This is a genomic window from Nocardiopsis yanglingensis, from assembly GCF_045809185.1.
GTDB classification, from domain to species: Bacteria; Pseudomonadota; Gammaproteobacteria; order Xanthomonadales; family Xanthomonadaceae; genus Stenotrophomonas; species Stenotrophomonas yanglingensis.
In genome coordinates this window covers 1-17,459 of record NZ_JBJNRH010000019.1, presented here as the reverse complement: position 1 = coordinate 17,459, position 17,459 = coordinate 1, and the positions used below count along the sequence as shown (strand labels likewise).

16 protein-coding genes are annotated in these 17,459 nt (G+C 67.2%); 2 read left to right on the top strand and 14 right to left on the bottom strand.

The annotated features are described in order from the left end of the window. Positions 1–162 precede the first annotated feature (162 nt). Genes ftsA through mraZ form a run of 13 tightly spaced genes read right to left on the bottom strand, consistent with a single transcriptional unit; the run spans position 163 to position 14,490 of the window. Positions 163–1,398 carry a cell division protein FtsA gene (gene ftsA, locus ACJ7C5_RS18995; RefSeq protein WP_005408083.1) on the bottom strand — a complete coding sequence of 412 codons (1,236 nt, stop codon included), beginning with the start codon at positions 1,396–1,398 and terminating at the stop codon, positions 163–165. After that, a complete protein-coding gene (locus ACJ7C5_RS18990; RefSeq protein ID WP_088024293.1) occupies positions 1,395–2,144 on the bottom strand; it encodes a cell division protein FtsQ/DivIB in 750 nt (249 codons plus the stop codon). The genes ftsA and ACJ7C5_RS18990 overlap by 4 nt, the downstream gene beginning before the upstream one ends. After that, positions 2,141–3,103 (bottom strand): D-alanine--D-alanine ligase, encoded by a 963-nt coding sequence (locus ACJ7C5_RS18985; protein ID WP_412704777.1) that lies wholly within the window; start codon positions 3,101–3,103, stop codon positions 2,141–2,143. Before ACJ7C5_RS18985 ends, ACJ7C5_RS18990 begins: the two co-directional genes overlap by 4 nt. Next, positions 3,100–4,536 carry a UDP-N-acetylmuramate--L-alanine ligase gene (gene murC, locus ACJ7C5_RS18980; RefSeq protein ID WP_094000421.1) on the bottom strand — a complete coding sequence of 479 codons (1,437 nt, stop codon included), beginning with the start codon at positions 4,534–4,536 and terminating at the stop codon, positions 3,100–3,102. The genes ACJ7C5_RS18985 and murC overlap by 4 nt, the downstream gene beginning before the upstream one ends. A 40-nt stretch (positions 4,537–4,576) precedes the next feature. Further along, the gene (murG, locus tag ACJ7C5_RS18975; protein WP_094000422.1) at positions 4,577–5,665 is read right to left on the bottom strand and encodes an undecaprenyldiphospho-muramoylpentapeptide beta-N-acetylglucosaminyltransferase; all 1,089 of its coding nucleotides are present in this window, start codon (positions 5,663–5,665) and stop codon (positions 4,577–4,579) included. Continuing rightward, positions 5,662–6,987 (bottom strand): putative lipid II flippase FtsW, encoded by a 1,326-nt coding sequence (ftsW, locus tag ACJ7C5_RS18970; RefSeq protein WP_094000423.1) that lies wholly within the window; start codon positions 6,985–6,987, stop codon positions 5,662–5,664. The genes murG and ftsW overlap by 4 nt, the downstream gene beginning before the upstream one ends. A 1-nt stretch (position 6,988) precedes the next feature. Further along, positions 6,989–8,074 (bottom strand): phospho-N-acetylmuramoyl-pentapeptide-transferase, encoded by a 1,086-nt coding sequence (mraY, locus tag ACJ7C5_RS18965; RefSeq protein WP_412704776.1) that lies wholly within the window; start codon positions 8,072–8,074, stop codon positions 6,989–6,991. Then, the gene (locus tag ACJ7C5_RS18960) at positions 8,064–9,458 is read right to left on the bottom strand and encodes a UDP-N-acetylmuramoyl-tripeptide--D-alanyl-D-alanine ligase (protein ID WP_412704775.1); all 1,395 of its coding nucleotides are present in this window, start codon (positions 9,456–9,458) and stop codon (positions 8,064–8,066) included. Before ACJ7C5_RS18960 ends, mraY begins: the two co-directional genes overlap by 11 nt. Then, positions 9,455–10,963, bottom strand: a complete 1,509-nt coding sequence (locus ACJ7C5_RS18955) for a UDP-N-acetylmuramoyl-L-alanyl-D-glutamate--2,6-diaminopimelate ligase (RefSeq protein WP_412704774.1) — start codon at positions 10,961–10,963, stop codon at positions 9,455–9,457. Before ACJ7C5_RS18955 ends, ACJ7C5_RS18960 begins: the two co-directional genes overlap by 4 nt. Then, complete coding sequence (locus tag ACJ7C5_RS18950) at positions 10,960–12,804, bottom strand: peptidoglycan D,D-transpeptidase FtsI family protein (protein WP_094000426.1); 1,845 nt, start codon at positions 12,802–12,804, stop codon at positions 10,960–10,962. Before ACJ7C5_RS18950 ends, ACJ7C5_RS18955 begins: the two co-directional genes overlap by 4 nt. Beyond that, positions 12,801–13,064, bottom strand: coding sequence for a cell division protein FtsL (ftsL, locus tag ACJ7C5_RS18945; RefSeq protein WP_005412242.1), 264 nt, complete (start codon positions 13,062–13,064; stop codon positions 12,801–12,803). Before ftsL ends, ACJ7C5_RS18950 begins: the two co-directional genes overlap by 4 nt. Continuing rightward, positions 13,061–14,029 (bottom strand): 16S rRNA (cytosine(1402)-N(4))-methyltransferase RsmH, encoded by a 969-nt coding sequence (gene rsmH, locus ACJ7C5_RS18940; protein ID WP_094000427.1) that lies wholly within the window; start codon positions 14,027–14,029, stop codon positions 13,061–13,063. Before rsmH ends, ftsL begins: the two co-directional genes overlap by 4 nt. A gap of 14 nt (positions 14,030–14,043) precedes the next feature. Beyond that, positions 14,044–14,490: a division/cell wall cluster transcriptional repressor MraZ gene (mraZ, locus tag ACJ7C5_RS18935; RefSeq protein WP_004143635.1), complete on the bottom strand. Its 447-nt coding sequence runs from the start codon at positions 14,488–14,490 to the stop codon at positions 14,044–14,046. A gap of 323 nt (positions 14,491–14,813) precedes the next feature. Here mraZ and ACJ7C5_RS18930 point away from each other — a divergent pair, with 323 nt between their 5' ends. After that, on the top strand, positions 14,814–15,602 hold the full coding sequence (locus ACJ7C5_RS18930; RefSeq protein WP_412704773.1) for an NRDE family protein: 789 nt from the start codon (positions 14,814–14,816) through the stop codon (positions 15,600–15,602). Positions 15,603–15,703: 101 nt separating this feature from the next. Then, positions 15,704–16,183 carry a DM13 domain-containing protein gene (locus ACJ7C5_RS18925; protein ID WP_412704772.1) on the top strand — a complete coding sequence of 160 codons (480 nt, stop codon included), beginning with the start codon at positions 15,704–15,706 and terminating at the stop codon, positions 16,181–16,183. 79 nt (positions 16,184–16,262) lie between these two features. Here the strand turns inward: ACJ7C5_RS18925 and ACJ7C5_RS18920 are convergent, their stop codons facing one another. Next, on the bottom strand, positions 16,263–17,225 hold the full coding sequence (locus ACJ7C5_RS18920; RefSeq protein ID WP_088026673.1) for an IS110 family transposase: 963 nt from the start codon (positions 17,223–17,225) through the stop codon (positions 16,263–16,265). Positions 17,226–17,459: the final 234 nt, after the last annotated feature.

The window sequence follows — 17,459 nt, the reverse complement described above, 5'->3', positions numbered from 1 at the left end:
CCTCGTTGTATCCGCTTTGGCGGGCATGGGCATTCGGGCGTCCTGCCGTCCTGCTGCATGCCGACGTTGCGGCTGTGTGGGTTGTGTGTTGCCGGTGTTGCGTTGTGATGCGGGTACTGCGGGTGTTGCGCCCGGGCCAGGCCCGGGTTTACGGGTTCCGCGTCAGAACTCGCCGCGGAACCAGGTCTTGAGTTTCTTGAACATGCTTCCAGCGCGCCCGGTCGGCAGCGAAGGCCGCCGCGGGTGCTCGATCTGGCTGCCCATCAGCAGCAGGCCCACGCCGGTGGCGTGCACCGGGTTGCCGACCACTTCGCCGAGGCCGGTGACGTGCTGCGGGATGCCCACGCGCACCGGCATCTGCAGCATTTCCTCGGCCAGTTCGACCACGCCTTCCATCTTCGACGCACCGCCGGTCAGCACCATGCCGGCGCGCACCAGTTCCTCGAAGCCGGAGCGGCGCAGTTCGGCCTGCACCATCTCGAAGATTTCCTCGTAGCGGCCCTGCACGGCCTGCGCCAGCGAATGGCGCGGCATGCGGCGCGGCGGGCGATCGCCCACCGACGGCACCTGGATGCTTTCCTCGGCGGTGGCCAGCTGGGCCAGGGCGCAGGCGTAGCGCACCTTGATCTGCTCGGCTTCCGGGGTCGGCGTGCGCAGCATGTGCGCGATGTCGTTGGTGACGTGGTCGCCGGCGATCGGCAGCGAGGCCGTGTGGCAGATCGCGCCCTGCACGAACACCGCGATATCGGTGGTGCCGGCGCCCATATCGACCAGCACCACGCCCAGTTCGCGCTCGTCGGCGGTCAGCACCGCCACGCTGGAGGCCAGCGAGGACAGCACCAGGTCGTCCACCTGCAGGCCACAGCGCTGCACGCACTTGCTGATGTTGGCCGCAGCCGACTGCGCGCACACCACCAGGTGCGCGTGCACCTCCAGGCGCACGCCGGTCATGCCGACCGGGTTGCGGATGCCTTCCTGCGAATCGTCCAGCACGTACTCGCGCGGGATCGCGTGCAGGATCTTCTGGTCGGCCGGGATCGCCACGGCCTTGGCCGCATCGAGCACGCGATCCAGGTCGCCCCAGGTCACTTCACCGTCGCGGATCGGCACGATGCCCGGCGAGTTCTTGCACTGCACGTGGTTGCCGGAGATCGAGGCATACACCGAGCGGATCTCGCAGCCGGCCATCAGCTCGGCTTCTTCCACCGCACGCTGGATCGACTGCACGGTCGATTCGATGTCCACCACCACGCCGCGCTTCAAACCGCGCGACTCGTGCGAGCCGATGCCGATCACTTCGATCGGGTTGCCCGGCGAATACTCGCCCACCAGCGCCACCACCTTGGAGGTGCCGATGTCCAGGCCAACGATCAGCGATTTGTCACCCTTGCGATTCATGTCCTTTCCTGCGTCCTGCTGGCCGGGGTCGCCGGCGTTTTCGCCGACGTGGCCGGGGTACCCCAGCTCAGCGTGAAACCATTGGTGTAACGGAGGTCGGCGCGCTCGATCGGCGCGTCCTGACGGTTGAGCTGCGGCAGCACCTTGACGAAGCGCTGCATGCGAGAGCGCGCGTCGTCGCGGCCGACCACCACTTCGGTGCCGTTGCTCAGCACCAGCGACCAGCTGCCCCGCGCATCCATCGTCACCCGGCGCACGTCCACGCCGGCCGGTGCGAACAATGCACGTGAGTCGCTGTACAGCTTCATCACTTCTTCGGTCTGGCTGTCCGGGCCGTCCAGCTCGGGCAGCGCCAGGTCGGCCAGCTTCTTCGGTGTGGGGAACAACTTGCCCTGCTCGGAGACCAGACGGTCGTTGCCCCAGCGCGCGAACGGCTTGTGCTCGACCAGGGTCACTTCCAGCACGTCCGGCCACTGCTTGCGCACCTGCGCGCTTTCCACCCACGGCAGCTGTTCCAGTGCGTCCTGCGCATCCTGCAGCTTGACCGCGAAGAAGCCCGCGTGCGCGTACGGCAGCAGTACCTGCTGCAACTGTTCGGCCGGCACCCGCTTGAATTCACCGTGCACGCGCAGCTTCGCCAGCGGCCAGCGCTCGGCGCCGACCCAGCCATTGACCACGGCCACCACCGGCAGTGCAACCACCGACAGCGCCAACAGCCAGACGAAGATGCGCAGCACCGCGTTCATGCGTGCGAGGCCTCCAGGGTCTGTTCCAGCACGCGCCACACCAGTTCTTCGAAGCTGATGCCGGCCTGGCCTGCGGCCTTGGGCACCAGCGAGTGGCTGGTCATGCCCGGCGCGGTGTTCACTTCCAGCAGGAAGAAGCGGCCGCTGCTGCGATCGCGCATCACGTCCACGCGGCCCCAGCCGCGGCAGCCGGCGGCACGGAACGCGGCCAGCGCGATGCGCCGGATCTCGTCCTCGTCGTCACCCTCCAGGCCCGGGCACAGGTACTGGGTGTCTTCGGCGATGTACTTGGCGTTGTAGTCGTACCACTGGCCCTTGGGCACGATGCGGATCGACGGCAGCGCGACATCGCCGAGGATGGCCACGGTCAGTTCGTCGCCGACCACCATCTGCTCCATCAGCAGCTGGCCGTCGTAGCGCGCAGCCAGGGCCACTGCTTCGTCCAGGCCGGCGTCATCAGTGACCCGGCTGATGCCCACGCTGGAGCCTTCGTTGGCCGGCTTCACCACCACCGGCAGGCCGAGTTCGGCAGCATTGGTGTGCACGTCCTCGGCAGTGACCTTCCGGTACTGCGGCGTCGGCAGGCCCAGCGACAGCCACACCTGCTTGGTGCGGATCTTGTCCATGCTCAGCGCCGAACCCAGCACGTTCGAGCCGGTATACGGCACGCCGAAGGCGTCCATCAGGCCCTGCACGATGCCGTCCTCACCACCACCGTTGTGGCCGTGCAGGATGTTGAACACGCGGTCGACACCGCCGGCGGCGAGCGCCTTGGCCAGCGCCGGAATGCCGTCCACCGCGAACGCGTCGACGCCACGCGACTGCAGGGCTTCGAGCACGTTGCGGCCGGAGTCCAGCGACACCTCGCGTTCGCTGGAACTGCCGCCCAGCAGCACGGCGACGCGGCCGAACACAGCCGGGTCAGTCACGCGCAGCGGTGGGAAGGTCAGCGCGCTCACGCCTCGCCCTCCCCCTTGAAGCCTTCCACCGCGATATGGGTGGCCACGGCACCGATGTCGCCGGCGCCCATCATCAGCAGCAGATCACCGTCCTGCAGCACGTCCGGCAGCACGCTGGCCAGCTCGGCGGCCTTGCCCACCACCACCGGCTCGCTGCGGCCGCGCGCACGGATGGCGCGCGCCAGCGCATGCGAGTCGGCACCAGCAATCGGCTCTTCACCGGCCGGGTAGACCTCGCTCAGCACCAGTGCATCGACGCTGGACAGCACCGCGGCGAACTTGTCGAACTGGTCGCGGGTACGGCTGTAACGGTGCGGCTGGAAGGCCACCACCAGGCGCTTGTCGGCCCAGCCACCACGGGCGGCGGCGAACACGGCTTCCAGCTCGCTCGGGTGATGGCCGTAGTCGTCGATGATGCGCACCTTGGCACCAGTGGCCGTGGTCACTTCGCCCAGATCGTTGAAGCGACGGCCGACACCTGCGAAACCTTCCAGCGCGCGCGCGATCGCATCCGGGGCCACGCCCAGCTGCCAGCCCACCGCAGCGGCGGCCAGCGCGTTGAGCACGTTGTGCTTGCCCGGCAGCGCCAGCACCACTTCCTGGCTGGTGCCCTGCGGCAGGCGCAGGGTGAAGCGCATGCGCGAACCTTCCTGCACCACGTTCTCGGCGCGCACGTCGGCCTGCGGGCTCATGCCGTAGCTCATCACGTGGCGCGGGGTCTTGGCGGCCAGCGCGGCCACTTCCGGGTCATCGATGCACAGCACCGCCAGGCCGTAGAACGGCAGGCGCTGCAGGAACTCGGCAAAGGCCGCCTGCACGCGGGCGAAATCGTTGCCGTAGTTCTCCAGATGATCGGCATCAATGTTGGTGATGATCGACATCAGCGGGTTCAGGCGCAGGAAGCTGCCATCGCTTTCGTCGGCCTCGGCCACCAGCCACTGCCCACCGCCCAGCTTGGCGTTGGCACCGGCAGCCAGCAGCTGGCCACCGATCACGAACGTCGGGTCCAGGCCACCTTCGCTCAGCACCGCAGCGGTGAGGCTGGTGGTGGTGGTCTTGCCATGGGTACCGGCCACCGCGATGCCACGGCGGAAGCGCATCAGCTCGGCCAGCATCGCCGCACGCGGCATGATCGGAATGCGCTGGCTGCGCGCTTCCATCAGTTCCGGGTTGTCTTCGCGGATGGCGCTGGAGACCACCACGCAGTCGGTGCCCAGCACGTTGGCCGCGGAGTGGCCGCGCATGATGCGCGCACCCAGGCTGGCCAGGCGGCGGGTCGCCACGTTGTCGGCGTTGTCCGAGCCGGACACTTCATAGCCCAGCGTCAGCATCACTTCGGCGATACCGCTCATGCCGGTGCCGCCGATGCCGACGAAATGCACGCGCGGGAACGCGCGCACCAGGTCGTTGGTGTCGTGCAGGCGACGGATCATGCGCGGCCTCGCGCAGGGCAGGCGCGGTGGCATGCCTTCTTCATACAGCTTCCTCAAGAATGATATCGGCGATGCGCTCGGCGGCATCGACCTTGGCCAGGGCACGCGCGGCTTGCGCCATCTGCATGCGGCGGGCGGGATTTTCGGACAGATCGCGCAGCAGTGCGGCAATGCCGTCGGCCAGCGTTCCGTCCTGCTTCAGCAAAACCGCCGCGCCGCGCTCGACCAGGTACTCCGCATTGCGGGTCTGGTGATCGTCGACGGCGGCGGGGAATGGCACCAGCACGCTGCCGACACCGACCGCGCACAGCTCGGCCAGGGTCGACGCGCCGGCACGGCACACGACCAGATCGGCCCAGGCGAACGCGTCGGCCATGTTCGCGATGAACGGGGTGATTTCAGCCTGCACGCCGGCCTTGGCATACGCCTCGACCGCCTCGGCATGCATCTTCTCGCCACTCTGGTGGCGGACCTGCACCGGCACGCCGTCACCCAGCGCGGCAATCGCCTGCGGTACACCGGTGTTGAGCGCACGTGCGCCCTGGCTGCCACCGACCACCAGCACGCGCAGCGGGCCGTGGCGGTCGGCGAAGCGCTGTTCCGGCGGCGCGATGGCGGCGATTTCCGCACGTACCGGGTTACCGACAAACTCCTCGCCCTTGGCGAAGGTACCCGGGAAACCGGTCAGCAGCCGGCGCGCATAGCGCGACAGGATGCGGTTGGTCATGCCGGGAGCGCGATTCTGCTCGTGCACCAGCAGCGGCAGGCCATGCAGGCGCGTGGCCATGCCACCCGGGCCAGAGGCGAAACCACCGAAGGCGACCACCGCACGCGGCTGGCGCTTGCGGATGATCATGCCGGCCGCGCGCAGCGCGCGCATCAGCCGCCACGGCGCGCCCAGCAGGGCCAGCTTGCCCTTGCCGCGCAGGCCGGTGATGGCCAGCGTATCGATCGGAATGTCGTGCTGCGGCACCAGACGGGTTTCCATCGCACCATCGGCGCCCATCCAGGTGACCGGCACGCCGCGCTCGCGCAGCACGCGGGCCACGGCCAGACCGGGGAAGATGTGCCCGCCAGTACCACCGGCGAGGATCATCACCGGGCGCACGCTATCGGTGGCTGCGTTCATGACAGCCTCCCGAAGGTCGGTTCGATGCGCGACTGCAGGCGGCTGGTGCCGCGTGCAGCGGCCGGGACCGCTGCGGCGGCCGCGGCCGGCTCGGCACTCATCGGCACACTGGTCGACGCCGGCGCCACCGGCTCATCCATCGGCTCGGCAGCGGCGTCTTCGGCGCCTCCGATGCGCACGGCCTGGCGGCGCTCGGCGCGCTTGAGTTCATAGGACACGCGCAGCAGCAGGCCCATCGCCACGCAGGTCATCAGCACCGACGAACCACCGGAGGAGATCAGCGGCAGGGTCAGGCCCTTGGTCGGCAGGATGCCCAGGTTCACGCCGATCGAAACGAAGGTCTGCATGCTGATCCACAGGCCGATGCCGAAGGCGATGTAGCCGGAGAAGTGCCGCTTCATTTCCACGCAGCGCATGCCCAGCCAGAAGGTGCGGCCGACCAGCAGCGCGTACAGGGACACGATCACGCAGGTGCCCAGGAAGCCGAATTCCTCGGCGGTGACCGAGAAGATGAAGTCGGTATGCGCTTCCGGCAGGTAGTACAGCTTCTGCACCGAGTTGCCCAGGCCGACGCCGGTCCATTCACCACGGCCCACGGCCATCAGCGCGTTCGACAGCTGGTAGCCGTCACCCTGCTGGTCGGCCCACGGGTCCAGGAAGGAGGTGATGCGGCGCATGCGGTACGGCTCGATGATCGCCAGCGCGCTCATGCCGACCAGGCCGATGATCACCGGCATCGACATGCGCGGCATGTTCACCCCGCCCAGCACCAGCATGCCGGCGGTGATCGCCAGCAGCAGGGTGGACGAACCGAAGTCCGGCTGCAGCAGCAACAGCACGACCAGGGCACCGGCCACGCCCAGCGGCTTGAGCATTGCCGGCCAGGTCGCATTGACCTCGTCGCGGAAACGCACCAGGTAGCTCGACAGCCAGACGATGTAGAGCACTTTCACCGCTTCAACCGTCTGGAACTTGGAGATGCCCAGGTTGATCCAGCGACGCGCACCGTTGACCGTGCTGCCCAGGCCTGGCGTGAACACCGCCAGCAGCAGCACGAAGCAGCCCAGCAGCAGCATCTGGTTGTACTGCTCGATGGACTTCAGCTCGGTGCGGGCGGCGATGACCGCCAGCACGATGCCCACCGCCAGGAAGATCAGGTGGCGGTTGAGGTAGTAGAACGGGCTGCTCATCAAGGCGATCGAGCTGGACGCCACCATCACCACGCCGACACCGGTGAGCGCGATGATCGCGCCCAGCAACCACTTGTCGTAGCTGCCTTCGATGGCTTCAAGGCGTGTTGCCTGGCGGGACAGGTCGTTCATCTCAGCGCACCTTCAACGTGGCCAGGCCGATCAGCACGAGCACGACGGAGATGATCCAGAAGCGCACGATCACGCGCGGCTCCGGCCAGCCCTTCAGTTCGAAATGGTGGTGGATCGGCGCCATGCGGAACACACGCTTGCCGGTCAGCTTGAACGAGGCCACCTGGATCATCACCGACAGCGTTTCGATGACGAACACGCCGCCCATGATCACCAGCACCAGTTCCTGGCGGGTGATCACCGCGATCGTGCCCAGCACCGCGCCCAGCGCCAGCGCGCCGATGTCGCCCATGAACACCATGGCCGGATAGGTGTTGAACCACAGGAAGCCGAGGCCCGCGCCGGCGATGGCCGCGCAGATGATCACCAGCTCGCCGGCACCCGGAATCTGCGGGATCTGCAGGTAGTTGGCGAACACCACGTTGCCCGAGGCATAGGCGAACACGCCCAGCGCGCAGGCCACCAGCACGGTCGGCATGATCGCCAGACCATCCAGGCCGTCGGTCAGGTTCACCGCGTTGGAGAAGCCGACGATCCAGAAGTAGGCGATGGCCACGAAGCCGATGCCCGCCAGCGGCAGCGCGATCGACTTGAACATCGGGATGTAGAAGGTCAGCGCTGCCGGCACGTCGGCCGTGTAGAACAGGAACAGGCCAGCGGCCAGGCCGAAGATCGACTGCAGCAGGTACTTCCAGCGCGACTTCAGGCCGTTCGGGTCGCGGCGGACGATCTTGATCCAGTCGTCATACCAGCCGATGGCGCCGAAGCACAGCATCACCGCCAGCACCAGCCACACGTAGCGGTTGCGCAGGTCGGCCCACATCAGCACCGACAGGGCGATGGTGAGCAGGATCAGCGAACCGCCCATGGTCGGCGTACCGGCCTTGGAGAAATGGGTCTGCGGACCGTCCTTGCGGATCGGCTGGCCGCCCTTGAACTGGGCAAGCTTGCGGATCATCGCCGGGCCGAGCCACAGCGACAGGAACAGGGCCGTCAGCGCGGCAAGGATGGCGCGGAACGTCTGGTAGTTGAACAGCCCGAACAGGCTCTCCAACTGCTGCAACCATCGAGCCAGTTCATACAACATGCGGGGATTCCTCTCCTTGCGCCAGCAGCGCTTTGACAATCGTGTCCATGGCGCTGCCACGGGAACCCTTGACCAGGCAGCGCACGCCGGCGTGCAGCTCATCCTTCAACGCCTGCGACAGCGCGTCATGGGTGGTGAAATGACGGCCACCGTCGCCGAAGGCGGTGGCGGCAGCGGCGCTGAGCGGACCCAGCGCATACAGGCGCTTGAGGCCAGCGGCGCGCGCGCGGAACCCCGCCTGCGCGTGCAGCGCTTCGGCGTCCGGCCCCAGCTCGCGCATGTCGCCCAGCACCAGCCAGCCCTCTTCCGGCGCAGCGGCCAGAGCGTCGATGGCCGCAGCCAGCGAACCGGGGTTGGCGTTGTAGCTGTCGTCCACCAGCACCGCACCGTTGCGCAGCTGATGGGCAATCTGGCGGCCCGGCACTGGCTGCGCTTCGGCCAGGCCGGCGGCAATCAGCGTCAGATCGACACCGGCGGCCAGCGCCAGGCTGGCAGCGGCCAGCGCATTGCTGACGTTGTGGCGACCCGGCAGGCCCAGTACCACGCGGGCTTCGCCGCCCGGTGCGACCAGGGTGAACTGGCTGCCCTGCGCGCCGGCGCGGATGTCGCGCGCGGTGATGTCCGCGGTGTGCTCCAGGCCATAGCGCAGTACGCGGCAACGTGCCGGGGTGCCGACGAAGTGCTGTTCGAACCAGCGGCCGTAGGCATCGTCGACATTGATCACGGCCACGCCATCGGCCGGCAGCGCGGCGTAGATCGCGCCCTTGGTCACCGCCACGCCGAGCAGACTGCCCATGCGTTCCAGGTGCGCCGGGGCGATGTTGTTGACCAGCGCATAGCGCGGGCGGGCGATGTCGGTCAGGTAGGCGATGTCACCCGGCTTGCCCGCGCCCATCTCGTAGACGGCGTAGTCGGCATCTTCGGGAGCATCGATCACTGCCAGCGGCAGGCCGATCTCGTTGTTGCGGTTGCCCGGGTTGGCGTAGACCACCTTGTGCGCGTGCCGGGCCACCTGCTGCAGGATGGACAGCAGCAGGCTCTTCACGCTGGTCTTGCCATTGCTGCCGGTGATCGCGAACACCTCGGTACCGCGGTCGCGCTGCATGCCGGTGGCGATCTTCGCCAGCGCCAGTTCGCTGTCGGCCACCAGCACCTGCGGCAGTTCGATCGGCAGCAGGCGCTCGACCAGCAGCGCGCTGGCGCCGCGCGCCTGTGCGTCGGCGGCGAAGTCATGCCCGTCGAAACGCTCACCGCGCAGCGCCACATACAGGCTGCCCGGGCCGAGATTGCGGGTGTCATTGCTGACCGCATCGATGGCCACGTCGTCGCCGTGGATCTCGCCGCCGGCCCAGTGTGCGATCAGCGAAAGCAGGGTGCGCTTCATGCGGCGCCCTCCCCGGCCTGGGCCGCCAGGACACCGGCCTTGGCCGCCAGTGCAGCGGCAGCCACTTCGGTGTCGTCGAAGTCATGGCGCACGCCATTCACTTCCTGGTACGGCTCGTGGCCCTTGCCAGCAATCAGGATGATGTCGCCGGCACCGGCACGCTTCACCGCCAGACCGATCGCACGCGCGCGGCTGCGCTGCACGGTCACGGCGGAGGCATCGGTGAATCCGGCCAGGATGTCGGCCACGATCACGTCGCCATCTTCGCCACGCGGATTGTCGTCGGTGACGATCACCTGGTTGGCCAGACGCTCGGCGATCGCGGCCATCTGCGGGCGCTTGCCGGTATCACGCTCGCCACCGCAGCCGAACACGCAGAACAGCGCGCCGTGCAGGTGGCCATGCAGGCTGTCCAGCGCCTGTTCCAGCGCGTCCGGCGTATGCGCGTAATCCACCACCACGGTCGGCAGGCCATCCTCGCCGCCGAGGCGGTTCATACGGCCGCGGATCGGCTGCAGCGCCGACAGCACCTCGGCAATGCGCACCAGCGGCTGGCGCTGCGCGTGCAGGGTGCCGGCCACGGCCAGCAGGTTGTCCACGTTGAAGCGGCCCAGCAGCGGCGACTGCACCGCCGCGCGCTGGCCGTCGATGACCAGTTCGAAGGCAATGCCACGGCCGTCCAGCTGCAGCGCTTCGGCACGCACGCTGGCGCCGTCAGCACCGCGCGAGCTCAGACCGATCGGCTGCACGCCCGCCGGCAGGCCGGCGAACAGCTGGCGACCGAACGCATCATCCAGGTTGACCACTGCGGCCTTCAGGCCCGGACGATGGAACAGCCGCGCCTTGGCCGCGCCGTAGCTGGCCATGTCGCCGTGGTAATCCAGATGATCGCGGGTGAGGTTGGTGAACACCGCCACGTCGTAGTGCACGGCATCCACGCGGCCCTGGTCCAGTGCGTGCGAGCTGACTTCCATCGCCACGGCGCGCGCACCGGCGTCACGCAGCTGCGCCAGCAGCGCATGCATCTGCAACACCAGCGGCGTAGTGAAACCGGTCGGCTCAACCGAACCATAAAGTCCGGCGCCCAACGTGCCGATACTGCCACTGGGCGTTCCGAGCAGGTGCCAGGCCTGGGCCAGCAGCTGCACGGTGGAGGTCTTTCCGTTGGTGCCGGTCACGCCCACCATCGCCATCGCCCGCGACGGTGCGCCATGGAACTGGTCGGCCATCGCACCCATGCGCGCGCGCAGGCCCGGCACGGCGATCGCATCGCCCGGCGCCGGCAGCTCGGCAGGTGCCGGCGGTTCGAACAGGATGACACCGGCGCCAGCCGCACGGGCCTGCTCGACAAAGCCAAGGCCATGCGCGCCGAAACCGGCGATGGCGACGAAGGCATTGCCGGGGCGCACGGCGCGGCTGTCCAGCACCAGGCCGGTCAGAACGGGATCGTGGCCCGCCAGGGCCACATCCGGAAGCAACTGCGAAAGCAACATCGAAGGACTCATTGCGTGCCTCCCGTAGCGGGCGGCGTCTGGGCTTGCGCGCTGGGCAGCGCAGCGTCGAATTCAGCGGCGGCATCCACCGGCAGCGCGGCTTCGGCCGGCGGCGCGGGCAGGATCGAGGCCGAATGGCCGACCTTGCCAGACTGCTGTGCGGCCAACCACGACTGCAGGTCGTCCAGCGGCACGTCCATCAGCCGCAGGGTGCCTTCCATCACGTTGTGGTAGACCGGCGCCGACACCAGGCCGCCGTAGAACTTGCCGGCCTGCGGGTCGTTGATGACGATGACGGTGGCGAAACGCGGGTTGGTGGCCGGCACCACGCCGGCGAACAGCGCGTTGTAATGGCCACGCTCGTAACCACCCGGGCCGGTCTTGCGCGCGGTACCGGTCTTGCCGGCCACGCGGTAGCCCAGCACCGCCGCCTGCTTGGCGCCACCCTGGGTGACCACCGTTTCCATCATCGCCACCACCTGCCTGGCGACGCTCTCATCGATGATCTGATGCGCTTCGTTGCGCTGGCCCTTGACGAAGGTCGGCGCGATGAGCTTGCCGCCGTTGGCCAGCGCCGAATAGGCGGTGGCGATCTGCAGCGGCGTCACGTTCAGGCCATAGCCGTAGGACATGGTGGTCTTGGTGGCACCGTCCCAGTTGGCCGGGCGCCGCACCACGCCACCGGATTCACCCGGGAAGCCGCTGTGCGGCACCGAGCCATAGCCGAAGCGGCGCACGCCGTCATAGAACACCTGGTCCGGCATCTTCGCCGCAACCTTGGCCGCGCCGATGTTGGAGCTGCGGGTGATCACACCGGTCACGTTCAACACGCCGTTGTTGCGCGGCACGTCGCGGATGGTGAATCGGGCCACCTGCATGTAGCCCGGATTGGTGTCGATGACGGTGTCCTTGGTCACCGCACCGGCCTGCAATGCGGTGGCGATGGTCAGCGGCTTCATCGTCGAACCCGGCTCGACCAGGTCGGTCACTGCGCGGTTGCGGCGGGTATCAGGAGCCGCACCACCCACCGAGTTCGGGTTGTAGGTCGGCAGGTTGACCATGGCCAGGATCTCGCCGGTGGTCACGTCCATGATCACCATCGAACCGCCGGCCGCCTTGTTGGCCACCAGCGCGTTGCGCAGTTCCTTGAACGCCAGGTACTGGATGCGGCGGTCGATGCTGAGGGTCAGGTCCTTGCCCGGTTCGGCGGCGCGCAGCAGATCGCTTTCGACGGTCTCGCCCTTGCGGTTGCGGATCACCCGCTTGGCACCGGCCTTGCCGCGCAGCCACTCGTCGAACGCCAGCTCCAGGCCTTCCTGTCCGCGGTCGTCGATGTTGGTGAAGCCCAGCACGTGCGCCATCGCCTCACCCTGCGGGTAGAAGCGGCGGAACTCGCGCTGCGCGGCCACGCCCGGAATCTTCAGCGCGACCACCTTCTCTGCCTCGTCCGGATTGATCCGGCGGCGCAGGTACATGAATTCCTTGTCCGACTTCTGCGACAGGCGGCTGCTCAGTTCATCCACCGACATGCCGACCGCCTGGGCCAGCTCCGGGATGCGCTCGGGCGAACGCAGCAGGTCCTGCGGGTTGACCCAGATCGAGGCGACCGGGGTCGACACCGCCAGCGGCTCGCCGTTGCGGTCGGTGATCATGCCGCGCGAGGTCTTGATCGGCAGCTCGCGCAGGTAGCGGGCCTCGCCCTGGCGCTGGTAGAAGTCGCTGTTGATGATCTGCACGTAGGCCGCGCGGCCGACCAGCGACACCGAGCACAGGCCGAGCGCCAGGGCAACCCAACGCAGGCGCTGGCGCAGGTTGAAGGCGTTGCGCGGGCGGTTGCGACCGGCCTTGCTCATGGGCGCACCACCACGATGTCGGCGGCCTCGGGGAACTTCATGCCGAGCTTTTCGCGGGCGATGCGATCGACACGGTTGGCTTCGGCCAGCGTTGCCTGTTCCAGCTGCAGGCGGCCGAATTCCAGATTGATGTCATCGCGCTTGCGCTCAGCGCGCGACAGCTCGATGAACGTCTGCCGGTGACGGTGACGCACGAACACGACGCCGATCGCCGAGGCCACGGTCGAGGCCAACAGGATGATCAGCAGCAGCCGGCTCATGCATCGGCCTCCCGCTTCTGGGCCACGCGCAACACGGCGCTGCGGGCACGCGGGTTGGCCGCCAGTTCCTCGTCGGTGGCCTTGATGGCGCCGCCGATCAGATCCAGGGTCGGCACGAACACCTCCGCCTCGGGCAGGCGGCGGTTGGCCGGCGGCGCCTTGGCCAGGCGGTTCATGTACTGCTTGACGATTCGATCTTCCAGCGAGTGGAAGCTGATGATCGCCAGGCGGCCGCCGGGCTTGAGCCGTTCCACGGCCGCATCGAGCCCGGCTTCCAGATCGGCCAGCTCGCGGTTGATGTGGATGCGAATGGCCTGGAAGCTGCGCGTGGCCGGGTGGATCTTGTCCTTGCCGCGCGGCATCACCGAGGCGATCAGCTCAGCCAGTTCGGCGGTGCGGGTGAACGGCTGCTTCTCGCGGCGGGCCACGATGGCACGGGCGATGCGGCGGCTCTGGCGCTCTTCGCCGTAGGTCCACAGCACGTCGGCAATCTCGCGGTCTTCAACGCGGTTGATCCACTGCGCAGCGCTTTCGCCGCTGTCCGGGTCCATGCGCATGTCCAACGGGCCGTCCTTGCCGAAGCTGAAGCCACGTTCGGCCACGTCCAGCTGCGGCGACGACACGCCCAGGTCGAACAGCACGCCGTCCAGGCCTTCGGCCGTCGCATCCCACTGCAGCAGCTGGGCGAAGCTGCCACGGAAGATGGACACGCGCGGGTCCGGCGCGAAATCGCGCTCGGCTACGGCGATGGCTTCCGGATCCTTGTCCATGACCAGCAGGCGCCCCTCGGGACCGAGCTGGGTGAGCACGCCACGTGCATGACCGCCACGACCGAACGTGCCATCCAGATAACGTCCGTTTTCGATCACCCTCAGGCCTTCAAGGACCTGGGTGTACAGGACCGGCAGGTGCACCGCCGGCGACTGCGACACCGGAAGGTGACCGGCCTGCGCTTCTGGGCGCATCCGGGCACCCCGGCTCACAACTTCAGGTCGAGCAACCCATCACCCAGATCCTCGTCAGACAATGTCTGCTGGATCAGGGCCCGATGCGCCTGCTCGCTCCACAATTCGAACTTGTCGCCCATACCGAGCAATACCGCCTTCTTCTCAATGCCCACCGCACCGCGGTGGCTGGCGGGGATGCTGATGCGACCGTTGCCGTCCAGCTCAAGATGGGCGGCCGAGCCGACCAGCTTCTGCTGCAACAGGCGCACGACGCGCTGGGTGTTGGGCTTGGACATCACGTCGTCGCGGACCCGCTCCCATTCCGACTCTGCATACAGCCACAGGCAGCCGGCTTCGAACGGGTTGTAGGTCAGCACGAGACGGTTGTTGCTGGCGCGCGCGACGAGGTCGCGGTAAGCGGTGGGAACCGCCATGCGCCCTTTATCGTCAACTGTGATGGCCGTCTCGCCCTGGAACACGACGCGTGCACCTATCCTTCGCCCGGTGAAACATTGAACCACGAAAACCCACAAAACACCCGGATTTCCCTCTGATGCCCACCTTAGCAGCGGCCGAAGGGTTGTCAACAACTTTTCAGCGGGGAAATCGCCAGCCACATCAATGGCTTGCAACAACCTTTAGAGAATTGTTCAAGGCTTATCCACAAGTTGCTGATCCGTCTCAATTTTTGAGATTGAACGGAAGTTCAGGGCTGTGGACAGCGCGTGAAACATCGGCCGCGCATTCATCCAAAACGGGCCGGAAGCGGCGCCAGACTGCGCAAACCGTGCACAATGAGGCCATGTGCCTGCTCGCTCTTGGCTGGATGCACCACCCGCGCTGGCGACTGGTGATGACCGGCAACCGTGATGAGTTCCACGCCCGCCCGACGGCGGCGCTGGCCCCCTGGCAAGATGAGACCTCCGTCATCGGGGGGCGCGACCTGCGCTCCGGCGGCGGCTGGGCCGGCGTCGGCGCCTCGGGCCGGATGGCGGTGGTCACCAATGTCCGCGATCCGCTGGCCGCCCAGACCGGTCCTTCACGGGGCGCGCTGGTGGCCGACTTCCTGCGCGGCCGCGACCCGGCCGCCATGCATATCGACCGACTGGCAACGGTGGCCGGCGCCTACGCGCCATTCAACCTGTTGCTGGCCGACGGCCACAGCCTGGAGTTCCTGGGCAACCACCCCGCCGAGCGGCAGAGCCTGGGCCCGGGCGTGCATGGCATGTCCAACGGCGCGCTGGACGCGCCCTGGCCGAAGACCCGACGGCTGATGGCGGCCCTTGAAGCCTGGCTGCAGGAAGATGGGGTCAGATTCCATTCTCAAGGCGAAAGGGATCTGACCCCAGACCTGACCCCGCTCTGGGCCGCCCTGGCCGACGAACATCGCCCCGCCGACAGCGACCTGCCCGACACCGGCATCGGCCTGGAACGCGAGCGCTGGCTGAGCCCGGCGTTCATCCGCGGCGACGACTACGGCACCCGCGCCAGCACCGTGCTGTTGATCGACGCCGATGGCCACGGCCAGATCCACGAGCGCCGCTTCGGCCCGCAGGGCGTCGCCTTGGGCCAGAGCAAGGTCGATTTCTGACCCTGTACCTGTTTTCTGTGTCTATAAATGTCTGCACGCACGCCACACGATGATCTGGCGCGGTCCTGCCGCGCGCCTCACCGATCCACAGGGAGTCATCGATGCGCCGTGTTCTCGTACTTGTCGCCACCCACCTGCTCACCCTCGGCCTCGGCTTCGGCCTGGGGGTGTACTTCCTGCCGATCCTGATCGCCCCTGATGATCCGCCGGTGGCACAGGTGCAGGCCGCCATGAACAATGCCACCCATCACACTACGTTCCGCCGTGACCTCAAGGGCAGCGACGCGGTGCACTGGGCGGAAGGCAAGGTCAGCGTCAGCGCACGCCAGGTGGCCTTCGACGGAAAGATGGGACCGGGACCGGACTACAAGGTCTACCTGGTCCGCGATTTCGTCGACAACAAGGCCGACTTCCTGAAGATCAAGGCACAGGCCCGGCGCATCGGCGAGGTGAAGACCTTCAACCGGTTCCTGGTCGATGTGCCCGATGACGTCAACGTGGACGACTACACCACCGTGGTGGTGTGGTGCGAACGTTTCTCGCAGTTCATTTCGGCCGGGCAGTACCGTACGCCGGGTTGAACAACATCCCGAGCATCTGAACGGAGAGCAGCCGAGCATGGCTCGGCTCTACTGTAGAGCCGAGATCCTATGTTCGCGGTCAAGCCTGCTGGAAGCAGGTTTGACCCACCTTCAGCATGGCGGGATCGAAATCCTTGCCGCTCTTGAAGACGCCCCAGGCGATCTTGGCCAGCTTTCTGGCCAGGATGTTGAAGCTGGCGGTGCTGCTGTGTCCGCGCTCGCGGATGGCGAGGTAGAGAGGCTTGCCGCCTTTGGATCGGGTCAGGCCCATGGCGGCCATGTAGAGGATCTGGCGCAGGCTGGCATTGCCTCGTTTGGACAATCGGCGTCGGCCGATCCGTGCACCGGACTCGTTGGGTCGCGGATCCAGACCGGTGCAGGCGATCCAAGCGTCGGAGTTGGCCAGCGGCCAGCGGGTGATGTGATGGGTGACGAAGGCAGCCACCGTCGGCCCGATCCCGGGGATGGTCATGATCCGCCGGTACAGGTCGCGCTGTTGGCCGCTGCGACACAGCTGCTGAATCTGCTGGTCCAGCATGGCAATGGCCTCTTTCAGGCTACTGAAAATGCGCCCAAAGAGGGCGGACTCCGATGCCCCCGCGCCCAGAGAGAGATTCAACTTCGCCTTGCTCCGGACCAGACTGTCACGTTGCTGGAGCAGCACGTGCAGCCGCTCCTGCTCGGGCGAGCGAGCGACATGCTCGTGCAGATTGTCGGCCTCTTTGGCGATGTAGCGCGCAATGACCTGGGCATCGCCGGAGTCGGTCTTGCCGCGGCAGGCCACGCCCTTGGCGTAGTGCTTGATATCGCGAGGATTGAGCACGAAGACGGCGTGATCGGCCTTCTGGGCAGCGTGAACCACAAGCTCGTGGTAGCGGTTGGTTGCCTCAACGCCAATACGGGACTTCGCGGGCAGGCTGGACAGCCATTTGTTGATGGCCGAGGCTGAATTGGCGATTCGGATGCTGCCCTTGGTGCCGTGGCACGCCACCACCAGGGTCCTTGAATCGGTATCGATACCGACAGCGTGACGATCTGACATCTGCGCAACTCCCAGCTATTGTTGAAGGGCTGGGGTGGTACCGCACCACGTTGGCTTGCCTACATCGGCGGTCCTCAAAGGCCGCTAGATCCTTTATCGACGTTAAGGTGCGGGATGGGGATCGCTCGGCTCGTCTGTCGGCTGCTACCCGCAGATATCATGTTGACGGTCCCTCCACCCTGGCTCCTACATACCTCGTAGGAGCCGGAAGGAACATACAAGCCATGCTCGGCT

What these genes read in the sequence shown, in the direction of transcription:
- ftsA (WP_005408083.1), bottom strand. Translation starts at nt 1,398, where the DNA reads ATGAATCGCAAGGGTGACAAATCGCTGATCGTTGGCCTGGACATCGGC.
- ACJ7C5_RS18990 (WP_088024293.1), bottom strand. Translation starts at nt 2,144, where the DNA reads ATGAACGCGGTGCTGCGCATCTTCGTCTGGCTGTTGGCGCTGTCGGTG.
- murC (WP_094000421.1), bottom strand. Translation starts at nt 4,536, where the DNA reads ATGATCCGTCGCCTGCACGACACCAACGACCTGGTGCGCGCGTTCCCG.
- murG (WP_094000422.1), bottom strand. Translation starts at nt 5,665, where the DNA reads ATGAACGCAGCCACCGATAGCGTGCGCCCGGTGATGATCCTCGCCGGT.
- ftsW (WP_094000423.1), bottom strand. Translation starts at nt 6,987, where the DNA reads ATGAACGACCTGTCCCGCCAGGCAACACGCCTTGAAGCCATCGAAGGC.
- mraY (WP_412704776.1), bottom strand. Translation starts at nt 8,074, where the DNA reads ATGTTGTATGAACTGGCTCGATGGTTGCAGCAGTTGGAGAGCCTGTTC.
- ACJ7C5_RS18960 (WP_412704775.1), bottom strand. Translation starts at nt 9,458, where the DNA reads ATGAAGCGCACCCTGCTTTCGCTGATCGCACACTGGGCCGGCGGCGAG.
- ACJ7C5_RS18955 (WP_412704774.1), bottom strand. Translation starts at nt 10,963, where the DNA reads ATGAGTCCTTCGATGTTGCTTTCGCAGTTGCTTCCGGATGTGGCCCTG.
- ACJ7C5_RS18950 (WP_094000426.1), bottom strand. Translation starts at nt 12,804, where the DNA reads ATGAGCAAGGCCGGTCGCAACCGCCCGCGCAACGCCTTCAACCTGCGC.
- ftsL (WP_005412242.1), bottom strand. Translation starts at nt 13,064, where the DNA reads ATGAGCCGGCTGCTGCTGATCATCCTGTTGGCCTCGACCGTGGCCTCG.
- rsmH (WP_094000427.1), bottom strand. Translation starts at nt 14,029, where the DNA reads ATGCGCCCAGAAGCGCAGGCCGGTCACCTTCCGGTGTCGCAGTCGCCG.
- ACJ7C5_RS18930 (WP_412704773.1), top strand. Translation starts at nt 14,814, where the DNA reads ATGTGCCTGCTCGCTCTTGGCTGGATGCACCACCCGCGCTGGCGACTG.
- ACJ7C5_RS18925 (WP_412704772.1), top strand. Translation starts at nt 15,704, where the DNA reads ATGCGCCGTGTTCTCGTACTTGTCGCCACCCACCTGCTCACCCTCGGC.
- ACJ7C5_RS18920 (WP_088026673.1), bottom strand. Translation starts at nt 17,225, where the DNA reads ATGTCAGATCGTCACGCTGTCGGTATCGATACCGATTCAAGGACCCTG.